This window comes from Helicobacter baculiformis, from assembly GCF_900197685.1.
Lineage (GTDB): Bacteria > Campylobacterota > Campylobacteria > Campylobacterales > Helicobacteraceae > Helicobacter > Helicobacter baculiformis.
Genome location: NZ_FZMF01000002.1, coordinates 118,520 through 134,514, shown reverse-complemented (window position 1 = coordinate 134,514; position 15,995 = coordinate 118,520). Strand labels below are relative to the sequence as shown.

The 15,995-nt window shown below is 44.5% G+C and carries 15 protein-coding genes, 1 tRNA gene and 1 pseudogene; 8 read left to right on the top strand and 9 right to left on the bottom strand.

Going from position 1 to position 15,995, the window contains the following annotated elements:
* The 7 genes and pseudogenes from C6G87_RS00890 to prfB all read right to left on the bottom strand — a co-directional run.
* Nucleotides 1-525, bottom strand: a pseudogene (locus tag C6G87_RS00890) (outer membrane beta-barrel protein); the annotation flags it as partial.
* A complete protein-coding gene (locus C6G87_RS00885; protein WP_158653060.1) occupies nt 522-1,190 on the bottom strand; it encodes an MlaD family protein in 669 nt (222 codons plus the stop codon). The gene C6G87_RS00885 and the pseudogene C6G87_RS00890, both read right to left, overlap by 4 nt.
* A 36-nt stretch (nt 1,191-1,226) precedes the next feature.
* Entirely contained in the window at nt 1,227-1,727 is a 501-nt protein-coding gene (locus tag C6G87_RS00880) for a hypothetical protein (protein WP_104751653.1), read from the bottom strand.
* Nucleotides 1,728-1,789: 62 nt separating this feature from the next.
* Entirely contained in the window at nt 1,790-4,183 is a 2,394-nt protein-coding gene (locus tag C6G87_RS00875; RefSeq protein ID WP_233708935.1) for an outer membrane beta-barrel protein, read from the bottom strand.
* 67 nt (nt 4,184-4,250) lie between these two features.
* A complete protein-coding gene (locus tag C6G87_RS00865; protein ID WP_104751652.1) occupies nt 4,251-5,519 on the bottom strand; it encodes a peptidase U32 family protein in 1,269 nt (422 codons plus the stop codon).
* Between the two features lie 8 nt (nt 5,520-5,527).
* The gene (gene cheZ, locus C6G87_RS00860) at nt 5,528-6,274 is read right to left on the bottom strand and encodes a protein phosphatase CheZ (protein ID WP_104751651.1); all 747 of its coding nucleotides are present in this window, start codon (nt 6,272-6,274) and stop codon (nt 5,528-5,530) included.
* 65 nt (nt 6,275-6,339) lie between these two features.
* Entirely contained in the window at nt 6,340-7,431 is a 1,092-nt protein-coding gene (prfB, locus tag C6G87_RS00855; protein ID WP_104751650.1) for a peptide chain release factor 2, read from the bottom strand.
* Between the two features lie 57 nt (nt 7,432-7,488).
* Between prfB and gdhA the strand changes: the two genes are divergently transcribed.
* Entirely contained in the window at nt 7,489-8,832 is a 1,344-nt protein-coding gene (gene gdhA / locus C6G87_RS00850) for an NADP-specific glutamate dehydrogenase (RefSeq protein ID WP_104751649.1), read from the top strand.
* A 13-nt stretch (nt 8,833-8,845) separates the two neighbouring features.
* Here the strand turns inward: gdhA and C6G87_RS00845 are convergent.
* Nucleotides 8,846-8,922 (bottom strand) — tRNA-Arg (locus tag C6G87_RS00845).
* A gap of 97 nt (nt 8,923-9,019) precedes the next feature.
* Between C6G87_RS00845 and rpsU the strand changes: the two genes are divergently transcribed.
* The 6 genes from rpsU to C6G87_RS00815 all read left to right on the top strand — a co-directional run bounded on the left by rpsU (nt 9,020) and on the right by C6G87_RS00815 (nt 14,515).
* Entirely contained in the window at nt 9,020-9,232 is a 213-nt protein-coding gene (rpsU, locus tag C6G87_RS00840) for a 30S ribosomal protein S21 (protein ID WP_006018650.1), read from the top strand.
* An 11-nt stretch (nt 9,233-9,243) separates the two neighbouring features.
* Entirely contained in the window at nt 9,244-10,005 is a 762-nt protein-coding gene (gene fabG, locus C6G87_RS00835) for a 3-oxoacyl-ACP reductase FabG (protein WP_104751648.1), read from the top strand.
* A gap of 171 nt (nt 10,006-10,176) precedes the next feature.
* A complete protein-coding gene (gene acpP, locus C6G87_RS00830; protein ID WP_104751647.1) occupies nt 10,177-10,413 on the top strand; it encodes an acyl carrier protein in 237 nt (78 codons plus the stop codon).
* A 41-nt stretch (nt 10,414-10,454) separates the two neighbouring features.
* Nucleotides 10,455-11,699 carry a beta-ketoacyl-ACP synthase II gene (locus C6G87_RS00825; RefSeq protein ID WP_104751646.1) on the top strand — a complete coding sequence of 415 codons (1,245 nt, stop codon included), beginning with the start codon at nt 10,455-10,457 and terminating at the stop codon, nt 11,697-11,699.
* A 9-nt stretch (nt 11,700-11,708) separates the two neighbouring features.
* A complete protein-coding gene (accA, locus tag C6G87_RS00820; protein ID WP_104751645.1) occupies nt 11,709-12,632 on the top strand; it encodes an acetyl-CoA carboxylase carboxyl transferase subunit alpha in 924 nt (307 codons plus the stop codon).
* A gap of 341 nt (nt 12,633-12,973) precedes the next feature.
* Nucleotides 12,974-14,515, top strand: a complete 1,542-nt coding sequence (locus C6G87_RS00815; protein ID WP_104751644.1) for a flagellin A — start codon at nt 12,974-12,976, stop codon at nt 14,513-14,515.
* A gap of 10 nt (nt 14,516-14,525) precedes the next feature.
* Here C6G87_RS00815 and hemW read toward each other — a convergent pair whose 3' ends face one another.
* A complete protein-coding gene (gene hemW / locus C6G87_RS00810; RefSeq protein ID WP_104751643.1) occupies nt 14,526-15,587 on the bottom strand; it encodes a radical SAM family heme chaperone HemW in 1,062 nt (353 codons plus the stop codon).
* Nucleotides 15,588-15,641: 54 nt separating this feature from the next.
* Here hemW and C6G87_RS00805 point away from each other — a divergent pair, with 54 nt between their 5' ends.
* A complete protein-coding gene (locus C6G87_RS00805; protein WP_104751642.1) occupies nt 15,642-15,944 on the top strand; it encodes a c-type cytochrome in 303 nt (100 codons plus the stop codon).
* Nucleotides 15,945-15,995: the final 51 nt, after the last annotated feature.

Sequence of the window (15,995 nt, the reverse complement as noted above, 5' to 3'; positions counted from 1 at the left end):
GGGTGGAAGGGGGGTGGTGCTGATGGTGGGAAGCGCATAGGTAGGTATCGGAGTGAAATGCTCAAGATTGAGTGTGGCATTTTGGGCAGTTTGGATGCTAGCTTGAGCGGAAGGTAAGACTGCGGCAATCTCTTGCTTAGCATTATTAAATGCGGGGTCTAAAAAGCCGAAATAACCCAAGAAGATAGAATTAGCCCAACTGCCATTATATTGGCACACCTTATAACCTTGTTTGAAAGCTAGCCCTGCATCGGGGCTAGCATAGCAGTAGTCCACATTGTCGGGAGCGTTAGGGCCTCGAGTTGTAGGCGCGTTATCTGGGATTACAGACATGATCCATACGGGATTGTTTTTAAAGGTTTCGAGCATGTAAGTTACCATGTCTGCATTACCCCCAGCATACGCGTTTAAAAGAGCGTTTACGGCTGTAAAATTGCCCGATTCTAAATCTGTTTTGAGTCGCGCATACAAGGCAGAATTGCTAAAATTACCCACAAATCCCGCTGCTCCAACCGATTCGTTCAAGGCTTGAAAAAAGGCATTTGCATCTTTCCTAATATTCTCAATAGACTTAGTACAATCCCACATATTGTGAGTCCCACCCGCACAATTCGAATTAGCGATATAGGGGATCTTTTGCTGTAGAGTTTTGAGATCAAAAAGGCTATTCCACAGATCACCCTCATAAAACCGAATTTTTGTAAACTACTTGGGGGCTGAGGGGTATTAGGAAGAGAACAATTTTTAGAAACGCTCCCGCTCCATCCGGGCATGGATTGCAAGATTGCCGCAAAGGTGCAACTGAAATTATTATTGATATAGTCATAGGTTCTGCCATTATAGGTGTAGGTTTGGTTGGCCTTTTGCGCGTTGTCAAGTGCAAAAGCACTGCCTACGGCGTAATGAATCCAAGCATTACGGAATGCACGCCCTAACACCTTAGAAACTTCACTAATCTGCGCGAGCGCCTGTTTTATTGCATCCTCTTTTTCATGGGTGAGCTGTGCTAAATTATGCGCGTTATCTTGAGCAATCTGCTGGTTAGCCACATTGATCTTTGAGAGATCTTGGTTGATCGTGGAAGAGAGGATATTGATTTGGGCGCTTAAATCTTTAAGTGCCTCGCGTACTTGCTCTGGCGTAAATTGTGCGACATTAGGGTTATTTTGCAAAAGAGACGGAAGACTCAAGGGGGTTAGGTGGAGCTTTTGGGCGATTGGGGCGATCTAATGGTTAAAATCTTGGTAGGTTTTGATAGCGTTGGTGAGAATTGCGCGCTCTTGGTTATGAGCCTGATTGAGAGCTTGTTGGTAGGCCTCAAATTGTGCTTCTGCCTGTTTGAGCAATTCTTGGTTGGCATTGGCATAATCTTTTAAGATTTTATTGAGCGCATTTTGGTAAGCGATGACGTCAGAGAGAGTACTATGTGTGTCTATCTGTCCGATACTTTTCACAATATTTTGAAAAGCAGAAGTGCTAGGATTGAGGCTTTGGAGTTGAGCAATGAGTACCTTAAGGGCAATAGCGGTTTGTTCTTGATTATTCTTGAGTTTGGCAAGCGCGTCATTATAAGCTTGCAAGCGTTGGTTGTAGGCTTGCGTGGTTTGGGTATTGATGGCAGGTGTAGGTCGTTCGCTTTCTAGGGCATTACCCCCACCAAGACTCATACCAACAGAAATAAATCCCCCATCTAAATAGGAGGCGAGAGTACGGGCAAACAAAGGCATGCCCCCTAGCAAATACACAGCGATACTAAGGATTCTCAACATTATGAAATTATAACATGACACTAAAAGAAGGTTACGCAGTTGAGAAAAAGGCTGGCACTTTTATAGCTATCAACAAGAGTAATAGTTTCTGTACCCTGAGCAGTAGAGATATTGATATGTTGGCTTGCATCCACTAAGGGTACATGCACACCCAACATCCATTGGAAGCGATCGAAACGCATGCTAAACCCAAAAACTCCGTCAATATTAACGTTCTTGCGCCAGTGTTGAGCGGAAGTGTCTAAAAATGCGCTGTTCCACAGATTGAGCACTCCTAAGAGACCAGCAAAAAAACCATAGGTACGGATTTTTGGCGGTCCGAATTCGGGTTTTTGAATCTTGCTATAAAAATTGAATAAAAGATTAGTGCCAAAGCCAAAAGTGTAATGGTTGATAGCGTTTAAATTGCTATTTGTATTCAGTTTACCGATGTAAAGGTAACGATACCCCATGTATCCATAAGCCGACATGCCAAAAAAAGGGTTGAAGTATTTTTGATACCCCCCTTGTGTTTGCAAGCCAAATTGCAAAGAGTGCATGTTGAGGTTGCGGCTAGAGAAAGTGATGACGGGGGCTTTGGGCTTAATAAGCTGAGGTAGAGAGTTTGCGCTACCGCTAATGACGGGGGGGATTGGCATAGGTGTAGGGGTGGTAGAGTAGGGAGGGATATCTGGAATAGGGTAAAGTTTGTTCGGTTTAAAATTATTGTAAGCGTTGGTAGCGCTTTGTGCGCTAGTGATGCCCGTTTGGATAGTGCCAAGTTGGGCTTGGAGTTGGTTGGTAAGCGTGCTAGTCTGATTGCTCAAATAGCCAAAATAGCCCAAGAAAATTCCATGAGCCCACCAGTTATATTGGCACACTCCATAGCCTTGAGAAAATTCTAAGCCCACACTAGGACTGGCATAACAATATCTCAGACTTGCGGAATTAACCTGCTTGACAACTTCATTGCGCTCTTGTTCTGTGGAGGGAGGGATTGCTGGTGGAACATCGGATCCGGGGATCACACTCATAAACCATACTGGATTGAGTACGAAGGTTTGTAGCATATCAGGTACAAATTCATTCACATAGGCATCCACAAGACCCGTAGCCTCTGTAAAATCCCCCTTGTTAAGTGCTTGGCTCAAAATGGTATAGAGTGTGGAATTGGCGAAATTACCTTCAAAATTTGCTGCACCAACATAGTCATTCATAAATTTGAAAAAGTTGCGCATACCCTCTTGGGCCATGCTTTCACTCACCCCAGCCCCTACACAGCCCCCGTTAGAACAGTTGGAAGGACCAATATAGACATTTTTTTTAAGATCGCCGATGTTAAATAACGTGTCCCAAATATCTTGGGGGGTTAGATGATATTTAGCTGCTTGTTGTTGAAACTGACTCAATGCTTGCGCAGTGCCCCCTTGGTAGCCACAATCATGGACATTATCTGTATTGTTATTGATAATGATTTGAAAAACACAGGTATCACCCGCGTTAATGTATTGTTCATTGGCGGCATTTTTAAGAAAAAAGGTGTGCCCTTGTGCATAATCTATCCATTGAGTGCGGAATGCGCGCCCGACAATTTGTGTAATGCTAGCAATTTGATTCAGTGCGTTAGTGATGGCGTTATTTTTATTATTCGTGAGATTAGAAAGATTTTGGGCGTTTTCGACTGCAATCTTTTGGTTTGCTTCATCGAGCTTATTGATGTCTTGACTCACCACAGAAATGATATGATTGATGTCATTAGAGAGGGTAGAGAGCGCTTGGCTCACTTGGCTGGGAGTGAGCTTAGAAACATCTCCTTGCAAAATTGGAGGTAGGGCTAAAGGGGTGTAGGTAGTGCCTAACTCCTTGGCAACTTTAGCAACTTGTTCATTATAATCGTCAAATGTTTTAATGGCATTCTTTAAGATGGCTTGGTTTTGATCGGTGGCGTTCCCAAGTTCCTTTTTATAGTTATTAAGAGCGTTTTGGGCTTGATTAAGCAGTTGTTGATTTGCCTCTTGGTATTGATTGAATGTTTTATTCAGATAGTCTTGGTAAGCATTGACACTACTGATCACACTCTCGAGATTAGCCCCGGGTGTGTCAATTTGGCTTTGAATTTGGGCGATGAGCGCGTTAAGGGCGGATGAAGAAGGGTTAAGATCTTGGAGCTGCTGAATGAGATTCTTAAGTGCAGCGGTGGTTTGGGCTTGGTTGCTCTTAAGCCTCGCGATTGCTTCATTGTAAGCTTGTATTTCTGTGCGGTAAGCCTGTACTTGCGCTGCATTATTTGAAGCCGTGTATTCGCTTTCTAAGGCATCACCCCCCCCAAGCCCTACACCGAAAGAGAAAAAAGGTCCATCTAAATAAGAAGCAACAGAGGGATGTGCACCAAGACACATTATAAAAACACATAACCACAGCGCAATACTACGCACCGCCATACCTTTTTACCAAAATGGCTGAGAACTAAAAACTAAAAAATGACAACGCATACGCGTTAGCTTAGTGTATTTCCTTAGTGCGCAAAAAGGTGTGGGGAGGAAGCTTAGTGGGAAGTTTGACAGGGTTAGTGTTACCACTATGAATCTCCTCTAATTCTCTACCATCTTGAAGTTCAATTTTGTATAAGCACAAATAATACCTATCTTCAAAACAATAAAGCTTACCAATTTCATTTGCGACAGGCGTTACGCGAGCTTGGTAGGGTAACACCACTTCGTAGCTTTCATTAGGTTTGGTGGTGAATTTACATAAAAAATATTCCCCATTATCTAGCACTTCACCATTGACCTGAAAATCTCCCTCACTGATCGCGCTTTTAAAATTTTGGGTATCTAAGCGCTGATGGGGACGCTTGATGAGATATCCCTCTGTGAAACCCCGATTTTTAAGTGTGGCTAGCTCCGCTTGATAAAGTGCGGGACGATGTTGGTTATTATAATAATCCTCTATAGCAGTGCGGTAAGTTTTAGTTGTGATGGCTGCATAATAGCTAGACTTAGTGCGCCCTTCAATCTTAAGCGCACTGACAGCCTTGCTATCTAAAATTGTAGCGATATGGTTAGCTAAATTCAGATCTTTAGCATTGAGAATATGCGTCCCTACTCCCTCCTCTTCTTCAAGGCGCATCATCACGCCAGTATCGGGGTTTTTAATATAGTACTCATAATCAAAACGGCAATCATTGGCGCAACTCCCTCGATTGGGCACGCGCCCATGTTGTAAAGCCGAGATGAGGCATCGCCCTGAAAAGGCAAAACACATGCTCCCGTGCACGAAGATTTCTAGCTCCAAATCCGGCAAGGCTTTTTTAATCTCTACCACATCACTCAAGCTCATTTCTCTAGCTACAACAATACGTTTTACGCCCATTTCATAAAACGCTCGTGCGTCCAACACATTCATCACATTGGCTTGGGTGGAAAGATGGATGGGGATGTGGGGGGTAAGCTTTTGGGCGAGTTTGAGCACACCGATTGTAGCGATGATGAGCGCGTCCACCTTGCAATCAGCAAGTTTATATAAATGCTCTTCCAAAAGTTTGATTTGAGAATTGAAAGGAAAAGCGTTTAGGGTGGCGTAAAATTTCTTACCCCGCGCATGGGTGAGTGCGACACCCTCTTTAAAACTCTCTAAGTCAAAATTCTTAGAGGCACGGTTGCGCAAAGAAAACTGCCCTAAACCCCCATAGAGCGCATCCGCACCATAATCTAAGGCGATTCTGAGCTTGTTAAGATTGCCCGCAGGGGCAAGCAATTCCACCCGAGCCATCTAAGGGACTATTTCTTCCCAAAGGCAGCGATCAAGGCTTCGATATCGCTCTCGCTTGCTGCGCTTTCATTGTCATCTCCGATGATATAAGAAGCAGAACTCACACGTTTAGAATCATCAATATTGCCTTCAAAGAGGGAATTCATATACTGCGTGAGCGCGCGCATGACATTGATCACCCGCTCGATCTTTTGGCGGTGGATATCCTGGAACTGCATAATATCCATCGCCTGCATTGCGCTGTCAGAACACCCCTCTGCGCTTTCTTGGATACGATCGATTCCTTTTAAAATTTCGCGAGTCTCCTCCAAAGAAGTTTGGAAAGTGTTGATGAGTGGAAAGCTCTGCGCTAATGTCTCAAAGATCTCTAAATGTTTCTGCAGGGGCATTTTGATCTTTTTAAGCGTCTTAATAATATTTTCCGAACTGGCACTGATGTAGTCTAGCTGGTCAAAAACTTGAGTTGCTTTGACCTCCGAGTCTCTAGTTACATCATCGAGCTGGTGCACCACCTTATGTTCTTCGGTGGGGGGTGGAGGGGGCCACTCCTCAGAATCCACTTTGCCATATTTCTCAGCTTTCTTTTTATCCACTTTCATATAGTGCTCATAGGCATCATTCCAATTTTTTTCCTTCTCTTCATCTTTAGAGTGCGCCGCGCCCTCTGCCTCTTTGCGCTCCACTTCCTTATCTAAAGGCTCCATTGCTTCCAACCCCCCCCCATTGATCAAGGCATCCAATTCTTCCTGCGTCATTCACTCTCCTTAAATACGCCCCAGATTTAGCCCTGAATTATAGCTAAAGACTTTTTGCGTCTAGCTTATTGTGCCTTAGAGACCAACACGGCTTCCATCATCGCATCTAAATCCCCATCTAAAATTGCTTCTACATTGCTATAGGCAATCTCACTACGCGCATCTTTGATCTGCTGATAAGGGGCTAGAACATAGCTTCTAATCTGATGTCCCCAGCCAATTTCGCTTTTTTCCTCCATGTTGCTCTGTGTTTTTTGTTTGTGTAGTTCTAGTTCATAAAGACGAGACTTAAGCATTTTGAGTGCCATTGCTTTATTTTTGTGTTGGCTACGATCGTTTTGGCATTGCACCACAATGCCAGTTGCAAAATGGGTGATACGAATCGCTGATTCAGTTTTATTAACATGCTGTCCCCCCGCCCCGCTAGCACGATAGGTATCGATTCGAATGTCCTTATCCTCAATCACAATATCGATGTCATCGTCCACTTCTGGGCTTACCTGCACACTGGCAAAACTAGTGTGTCTCTTGGCATTAGCATTGAAGGGTGATATGCGCACGAGGCGGTGCACCCCATTCTCATTTTTCATATAGCCATAAACATTTACCCCCCTAATAATAAAAGCCACACCCTTAATCCCCGCCTCTTCGCCCTCTTGATAGTCCAAAAGTTCTACCTTAAAACCTTTACGCTCCGCCCAACGCAAATACATTCTATAGAGCATACTTCCCCAATCTTGACTCTCCACTCCCCCTACACCCGGCTGAATGCTTACAATGGCATCGCGCCCATCATGGGCATTAGCTAACATCACTCCCACTTCCATGCTTTGTACCCGCGCTTCCAAATTAGGCGCATCTTCAAAAAGCTGGGCAAGAGTGCTAGGGTCGTCATTTTGTACGAGCTCAAAAAGTTCACGCGCTTCGACTAAAGCATTCTTGGCATTTAGATAAGTTTGTAGCAACCGCTCCATCTTAGCCTTCTCTTGATTTTTGGAGGCAGCGCGTTCTTTATCTTGCCAAAAAAGTGGATCAGCCTGTTCGCGCTCCAAAGAAGTTAGCGCAACTTGCAGGTTTTCAGGCTTGATAATTTGAGCGACATTTTGGCACTTGCCCTCGAGTTCTTTGAGTAATTCGCTGTATTGATAGGCGTCCATGACATTCCATTAAGGGGGTTTCTTGTAACATAGCATTATTACTTTTAAAGGACACCCATGTATATAGCCCAAATTTTAGAAAAACTCAGAAAAACCTATCCCCACCAGCACGAATTTCACCAAGCAGTTACTGAGCTACTACATTCCCTAGCGCCCGTACTTAAAAATCCTATTTATCAAAAGCATGCCATTTTAGAACGCCTTGTGGAGCCAGATCGCGAAATTTTCTTTCGTGTGGCATGGATGGATGATGCAGGGAAAATCCAAGTCAACCGGGGTTGCAGGATTGAATTTAACGCGGCAATTGGACCTTACAAAGGAGGCTTGCGATTTCATCCTAGTGTCAATGAAAGTATTATCAAATTTTTAGGCTTTGAGCAAATCTTCAAAAATGCGCTTACTACGCTGAACATGGGGGGTGCTAAGGGGGGGAGTGATTTTGACCCTAAAGGCAAGAGCGATGCAGAAATCATGCGTTTTTGTCAGGCCTTTATGGATGAGCTTTATCGTCATATTGGTGCGCTTACCGATGTGCCTGCAGGCGACATTGGGGTTGGCGCGCGCGAAATTGGCTATCTCTTCGGGCGCTATAAGAAGTTAGTAAATCGTTTTGATGGTGTGCTCACCGGTAAAGGTTTAGATTGGGGTGGCAGTTTGGTTAGAAAAGAAGCAACTGGCTATGGTTGCGTGTATTTTGCCCAAGAAATGCTAGGGGCTAGAAAAGAAGATTTAGCAGGCAAGATATGTAGCGTTTCTGGAAGCGGGAATGTGGCAATTTATACGATTGAAAAGCTCCACGAAGTAGGAGCTATCCCTGTAACAGCCAGCGATTCAAAGGGCATGATTTACGATTCCGAAGGGATTGACTTGTCCCTACTTAAGGAAATCAAAGAGGTGCGCGGCGGACGCATAGAAGAGTACGCACAACATAAGCGGAATGCGCAATATACGGATGTTAAAGATTACAAAAGTGGTACCAATGGAGTATGGAGTGTGCCCTGTTTTGCTGCTTTCCCTAGTGCAACCCAAAATGAACTTAGTCTTGCAGATGCGCATACACTTTTAAATAATGGTTGTAAATGCGTGGTAGAAGGAGCCAACATGCCCTCTAGTACTAAAGCTGCCGAAGTATTTTTAAAGGCCAAAATTTGCTATGGACCCGGGAAAGCGGCTAATGCAGGTGGGGTGGCTGTAAGCGGATTGGAAATGGCACAAAATGCCAGCATGCATCCTTGGACCTTCGAAGTAGTAGATCGCAAATTACGCACAATTATGAAAGAGATTTTTGAAAATAGCGCACAGACTGCCCAAGAGTTTAACGATCCTACAAACTTAGTTTTGGGATCTAATATTGCTGGATTTAGAAAAGTCGCGAACGCTATGATCGATCAAGGATATTAAAGTTTTTAGAAGATGGTGTGCTCAGAGGGATTCAAACCCCCGACCTACAGGACCGCAACCTGTTGCTCTATTCAGCTGAGCTATGAGCACCCAAAAAATGCATTATAACAAAATTTGCGCGATTTTAGGTTAAATTTCACAAAAATTTGTTAAAATCGCACAAATTAACGAGAAAGTAGGTGATGGCATGCCCGGGATCAAAGTCAGAGAGAGCGATAGCTTTGATGAAGCTTATCGGCGTTTTAAGAAACAGACAGATCGTAATTTAGTCGTAACAGAGTGTCGTGCACGGCGTTTTTTTGAGTCTAAAACTGAAAAACGTAAAAAACAAAAAATTAACGCTAAAAAGAAAATCTTAAAACGCCTATACATGCTTAGGCGTTACGAATCGAAACTTTAGGAGGGTTTTTCATGGAATTTAGCGGGCACAATGTGCTAGTAACTGGGGCAAATCGAGGTATTGGACGCGCCATCGCGTTGTTGCTGGGAGGGTATCGCAATAAAGATGACCAGCCTTTGAAAGTATGGATTAATTACCGCTCTAATCATGAAGAAGCAGATACTCTAAAGCAGGAAATCGAGAAAGCTGGGGGGCGTGCTGCTTTGGTGAAATTTGATGTTACCTGCGAAGAAGCATTTGTGGAAGGGATTAAAACCATTGCAGATAGCGATGGAGGCTTAAGCTACTTGGTCAATAATGCCGGAATTGTGCTAGATAAATTGGCTGTGCGTATGAAAACCCAAGAATTTTTACAAGTACTAGAAACCAATTTAAAATCGGTTTTTGTGGGCTGTCGCGAGGCTCTAAAGGTAATGGGCAAACAAAAGTTTGGGAGTGTCGTTAACCTTTCTTCTGTGATTGCTGAAAGGGGAAACATGGGGCAGACTAATTATGCAGCAAGCAAGGGCGGAGTGATCTCTATGAGCAAGTCCTTTGCCTATGAGGGAGCTTTGCGTAATATCCGTTTTAATTGCATCACTCCCGGTTTTATTTTAACGGATATGAATGCTGGATTAAAAGACGAACTTAAAGCAGAATATCTTAAAAGCATTCCTTTAGCGCGATTAGGGGAATCCAAAGAAGTAGCTGGGGCTGTGGCATTTTTGCTTAGCGATTTAGCTAGCTATATTACTGGCGAAACGCTCAAGGTCAACGGCGGTTTGTATATGTAGAATAAGCAAGGAGAACACATGTCATTTGTCATTCTAATTTTATTATTGGTGATTATCTATTTTCTCTATCGGATCGTAGATGTGTTAGAGCGCAAATAACCTTTTTAAGTTTGCTGAAGTGATTTTAGGCTAGAATTTAAGCTTGATTGCAAAATTTGAGTAGGAGAGTTTATGGCATTATTTGAGGAAATCCAGGCAGTGATTGTAGAGCAGTTAAATGTGAGTGCATCACAGGTGACAGAAGAGGCGGATTTTATCAAGGATCTCAATGCGGATTCTTTAGATGTGGTAGAGCTCATCATGGCCTTGGAAGAAAAATTTGGAATTGACATCCCCGATGAAGAAGCGGAAAAAATTAAAACTGTTGGTGATGTGATTAAGTTTATTGAAGAGCATAAACTAGCGTAGTGGCGCGTTAGTCTTGGCGCGTTGACTATAAAGGAGAGTTGTTGCGTAGGGTTGTAGTAACGGGCATGGGAATGGTGAATGCCCTAGGACTAGATAAAGAGACTGCTTTTAATGCCATTGTGCGCGGGGAGTGTGGAGTCAAGAAGATTTCCTGTTTTGACACAACGGGTTTTCCTGTGCAAATTGCTGCTGAAATTACAAACTTTGATCCCGCTTCTGTCATGAATCTTAAGGATGTTAAAAAGGCAGGGCGCTTTATCCAACTAGCTTTGCTTGCTAGCAAAGAAGCAATGGCAGAAAGTCAGATTTTAGTAGAGGGCAGATGCCCTGAGACATTTGCAGATAAGATGGGTATTAGCTCAGGTTCTGGGATTGGGGGTTTAGGCAATATCGAGGCCAACTCGATCTATTGCTATGATAAGGGTCCTAGAAAGGTCAATCCTTTTTTTATTACATCTGCCTTAGTAAACATGATTGGGGGGTTTGTATCCATTGAATATGGAATTAAAGGACCTAATGTTTCTAGCGTAACTGCCTGTGCAGCAGGTACTCATGCCATTATTGAAGCCTACAAAACTATCCTCTTGGAGGGTGCGGATCGCATGCTGGTTGTGGGTGCAGAATCTACGATCTGCCCTGTTGGTATTGGAGGCTTTGCTTCTATCCGTGCTTTATCTAATCGTAATGATGAGCCTTCAAAAGCATCTAGACCCTTTGACAAGGGGCGTAATGGGTTTGTGATGGGCGAGGGTGCGGGGGCGTTGGTGCTTGAAGAGTACGAAAGTGCTAAACAGCGCGGGGCGCATATTATTGCCGAGTTAGTGGGTTATGGAGAAAGTGGAGATGCTAGTCATATCACCGCACCTGCACCTAATGGCGAAGGCGCTTATCGTGCCATGAAGGGTGCTTTAGAGATGGCAAGCAAATGCGGAGCTCAGGTGGGTTATATTAATGCGCATGGTACAAGTACTAGCTACAATGACCTTTATGAGACCATCGCGTTGAAAAATGTCTTTAGTGGTAAGGAGAATGTGCCACCCGTGAGTTCTACTAAGGGACAGATTGGGCATTGTTTAGGTGCAGCTGGTGCTATTGAGGCGGTTATCTCCTTGATGGCATTGCAAAAGGGTGTGATGCCACCCACCATTAACCAAGAGGTTAAGGATCCGGGTTGCGATTTGGACTATATTCCCAATGAGGCTAGAGATGCCAAATTGCAAGCAGTCATGAGTAATTCTTTTGGTTTTGGGGGCACCAATGCGGTGGTGGTCTTCAAGGCTGTCTAGGTTAGGCAAGTGGCAGTCTATCTAGACTTTGAAACCCGCATTAAAGGGCTTCAAGATGATATTGAGATGGCAGCAATCAGGGGTGACTCTGATGCGCAAGAGATTTTGGAAAAACGCTTAACGAAAGAAATCAAGAGTGTCTATGCTAATTTAACAGACTATCAGCGCCTACAACTTGCTAGACATCCCGATCGACCCTATGCAATGGATTACATTGAGTTGATTTTGGAAAATCGCTATGAAATCTTTGGCGATCGACACTTCAGCGACGATAAGGCTATTGTTAGCTTTGTTGGTAAGATCGGCGGGATTCCTGTAGTCGTGATTGCTGAAGAAAAGGGACGGGGCACCAAAAACAAGTTACGGCGTAATTTTGGCATGCCCAACCCGGAGGGTTATCGAAAAGCCCTGAAAAGCGCGAAATTCGCCGAAAAATTTGGTTTGCCCATTCTCATGTTGGTAGACACGGCTGGGGCTTATCCAGGGATTGGGGCTGAAGAGAGAGGGCAGAGCGAGGCGATTGCTAAGAATCTGCAAGAGTTTGCAACTCTTAAAGTGCCCACGATTTCCATTATCATTGGTGAGGGGGGGAGCGGGGGCGCGCTAGCGATCGCTGTGGCAGATCGCTTAGCGATGATGGAGTACTCCATTTTTAGCGTCATCTCACCAGAGGGCTGTGCAGCGATCCTGTGGAACGATCCTAGTAAAGTAGAAGTAGCGGTTAAAGCCATGAAAATCACCCCAGCAGACTTGAAACGCGCAAAGCTAATTGATGATATTATTTTAGAGCCCCAAAGAGGAGCTCACCGCGATAAAGTTGAGGCAAGTCTTGCTATTAAGGATTACTTTCTAACACAACTTCCCCTAGTCCAAGCTGATGATTTTTTAACATCGCGCTACCGAAAATTGATGGATTGTGGAGCATTTGCCTAAAGCAAAACTTCAAATACTGAGATGTTTTAGACTCTTTGAAGTAGTATTGCCCGTAGGATAGAGATAGTTCCTATCCTATACAAATTCCACTCGTAGAGATTTATAGAGCTACTAGCTCCAACGCGCTCTCCCCGTAGGCCAGTGCACCCTTTTCATACTTCTAGCACTAGACACAAAAGCCATACATCAAATTACGCATTCCATCGCTAAAAACAGACGCACCACATTTGCCGAGATTTCTATCCATAAACAATCAAAGAAGGGGTTTATAATTCAAATTTATAGCCGATATAGGAGACACCGAAGCAAGGAAGCTTTAGGTTAATTAACAAGGAGTTAGTATGGCATTTCAGGTTAATACGAACATCAACGCGTTGAACGCTCACGCCGTCGGGTTGGTTACGCAACGCGATTTGCGCGAGTCACTTGAGCGTTTGAGTTCGGGCTTGCGAATTAACAAGGCTGCTGATGACGCGTCAGGGATGACCATCGCGGATTCATTGCGTTCGCAAGCTAAGAGTTTGGGGCAGGCAATCTCTAACACTAATGATGGTATGGGGATTATCCAAATCGCAGATAAGGCGATGGATGAACAGATCAAAATCCTAGACACCATCAAAGTGAAAGCGACACAAGCCGCTCAGGATGGACAAAATACCCAGTCTAGGAAGGCGTTGCAAGCGGATATTGTGCGCTTGATCCAAAGCTTGGATAATATTGGGAACACGACCTCCTACAATGGACAAACGCTCTTGTCTGGGGCGTTTTCTAACAAGGAATTCCAAGTGGGGGCGTATTCCAACGAGACTATCAAAGCGAGTATCGGGGCTGCTACTTCAGATAAGATCGGTCAGGTTAAAATCGTTACCGGGCAGAATATCACCGCAGCCGGTGAGGTGGCTCTAACCTTTAAGCAGGTAGATGGAGTACACGATATCTCTTTAGAGAGTGTAAAAATCTCTACAAGCGCGGGCACTGGACTTGGCGTGTTGGCAGAGGTGATCAATAAGAACTCCAACGCCACAGGGGTGCGTGCGACTGCCAATGTCATCACCACTTCTGATAGTGCGATCAAATCTGGAAGCTTAAGCAATCTGAATGTAAATGGGGTACAGATTGGGAATATCCTCGGAATTAAGAAAAACGACAGCGATGGGCGTTTAGTGGCCGCCTTAAATGCGGTAACAGCCCAAACGGGCGTAGAAGCTTACACCGACTCTGTGGGGCGCTTGAATCTTCGTAGCATCGATGGGCGTGGTATTAATATTAAGGTAAGTCCGTCTAATGTGGATGCACAGGGCTTGGCTTTGACTACCTTAAATGGTGGACAAGATGTTACTAAAGGGTCTTTGAACTTTGGGCGTCTCTCTTTGGTGAGACAGGATGCTAGGGATATTTTGGTGGTTTCTGGGGCTAATGTGAGCGCATCTGCAGGCTATGGCGCTATTGGCTTTGCCAAAGGAAAAACGGCAAATACCACGGTCAACCTTAGGGATGTTTTGGGTGAATTTAATCAGGCTGTGCGCTCGGCTTCTGGGGCTAACTACAACAAAACCTTAGCCAGCGAAAACCTCACGCTTGGTTCTGGCGTAACTACCTTGCGTGGGGCGATGGTGGTGATGGATATTGCCGAGTCTGCGCAAAAGATGCTTGACAAAGTGCGCTCTGATTTGGGTTCTGTGCAAAACCAAATGGTCAGCACTGTGAACAACATCACCATCACTCAGGTGAATGTGAAAGCGGCTGAATCACAAATTAGGGATGTGGATTTTGCTCAAGAGAGTGCCAATTTCAGCAAGAACAATATCTTGGCACAATCTGGTAGCTATGCGATGAGTCAGGCCAACACCGTGCAACAAAACATCTTGCGCCTTTTGACTTAGGTTTTTAAGCTCAGTGGCTCAGCCACAGGGCGATCTCATCAGCTAGGAGAAAGTCTCGCGCGACGAGGCGATCTCCTCTCAGGTAACAAATCCCCTCTTCTAGTAGGATCTTGACTTTTTCAGGCACAAGCAGGGTGGTGCTGACCCCCAAAGCGCAACGCAAGCCCAAAAACACCGCTTCAAAATCCAAATCTTTCATGCTCAATCGCTCAACGCGTGCGTGTGTAGGATTGGCTATATAGCTTTTCACATCTTTAAGTTTATAGAGACGTGTCCTTCCCACGCGCCCCACTGCCCCTGCTCCACATCCAAGATACTCTAAAGATTCCCAATAACTTAGATTGTGTACAGATTGATAATTTCTAGCATAATTTGAAACCTCATAGGGGATAAACCCTCTAGCGCATAAATGCGCTCTCATGTGTGTGTCCAAATTGGGTAGAGTGTGCACCGGAGTGGCGGCAAGTCGGGTATTATCCTCCAAAGTCAGACTATAAGCAGAGAGATGATCGATGGGTAAGGCGCTAGCACGGGTAACTTCTTGCTCGAGACTTTGAGGGGTGTCTAGGGGGGTATTGTAAATAAGGTCAATACTTAGATGGGCAATAGCGCTTTGAGAGGCGTATTTTAAGGCCTTGTAGACATTTTTGGGCGTGTGATCGCGTTGTAAAAAGCGCAATTTAGGTTTAAAAAAACTTTGTACACCTAAGGATAAGCGGGTCATGCCCAGTTCTTTGAGTGCGCGACACCACTCCAAAGAGACCAGATCGGGATTAGCTTCTAGGGTGATTTCTATCTTAGGACTCAGGCGCGCATGGCTTGCAATGCTATTAAAAATCTTCTCGTAATGTTTGGAGTCTAGCATGTTAGGTGTACCTCCCCCAATAAAAATCGATCGCAACCGCACCTCTCTTAGAGATGCCTTGAGGTCTAAACAAAGCGCGTCTACATACGCTTCTCTCAGAGATTCTAGTCCACTAAAAGAGTTGAAGGCGCAATACCCGCATTTGCTTTGACAAAAGGGGATGTGCACATAGAGACTTCTGCATGAAGGAATGTTAGTTTTAAGCATGGCTTAATCCTTGAAATAATACCATTATGGCACATTTTTGGTAAGGAGTTGGCTATGAAAAAGGTGGTTTTCTTGGGGGCTTTTGTCGGGTTAAGTTTGCTTGGGGCGGCTGACCCTGCGACTCTCATTAAGAAGTGTGCAGGTTGTCATGGACCTTCTATGGATAGAAAGGCCTTTGGTAAAGGGCATGTGGTTAACACTTTGGACAGCGCGCAAATTAAAGAAGATTTGATGGGCTATAAGGCGGGCTCGCTCAATCGCTATGGTTCTGGTGTGGTTATGCATAGCCAAGCTAAAAACCTTAGCGATGCCGAGATTGAAGCTTTGGCAAAATATATTCCTACTCTTAAAAAGTAGAGGTGCAATAGGGGCATGGCTTTAGGTGCGTTTTAGTCCCATGTGCTATAA

Coding starts and splice junctions, on each gene's coding strand:
- C6G87_RS00880 (WP_104751653.1), bottom strand. CDS start 1,727: ATGCCTTTGTTTGCCCGTACTCTCGCCTCCTATTTAGATGGGGGATTT.
- C6G87_RS00865 (WP_104751652.1), bottom strand. CDS start 5,519: ATGGCTCGGGTGGAATTGCTTGCCCCTGCGGGCAATCTTAACAAGCTC.
- cheZ (WP_104751651.1), bottom strand. CDS start 6,274: ATGACGCAGGAAGAATTGGATGCCTTGATCAATGGGGGGGGGTTGGAA.
- prfB (WP_104751650.1), bottom strand. CDS start 7,431: ATGGACGCCTATCAATACAGCGAATTACTCAAAGAACTCGAGGGCAAG.
- gdhA (WP_104751649.1), top strand. CDS start 7,489: ATGTATATAGCCCAAATTTTAGAAAAACTCAGAAAAACCTATCCCCAC.
- rpsU (WP_006018650.1), top strand. CDS start 9,020: ATGCCCGGGATCAAAGTCAGAGAGAGCGATAGCTTTGATGAAGCTTAT.
- fabG (WP_104751648.1), top strand. CDS start 9,244: ATGGAATTTAGCGGGCACAATGTGCTAGTAACTGGGGCAAATCGAGGT.
- acpP (WP_104751647.1), top strand. CDS start 10,177: ATGGCATTATTTGAGGAAATCCAGGCAGTGATTGTAGAGCAGTTAAAT.
- C6G87_RS00815 (WP_104751644.1), top strand. CDS start 12,974: ATGGCATTTCAGGTTAATACGAACATCAACGCGTTGAACGCTCACGCC.
- hemW (WP_104751643.1), bottom strand. CDS start 15,587: ATGCTTAAAACTAACATTCCTTCATGCAGAAGTCTCTATGTGCACATC.
- C6G87_RS00805 (WP_104751642.1), top strand. CDS start 15,642: ATGAAAAAGGTGGTTTTCTTGGGGGCTTTTGTCGGGTTAAGTTTGCTT.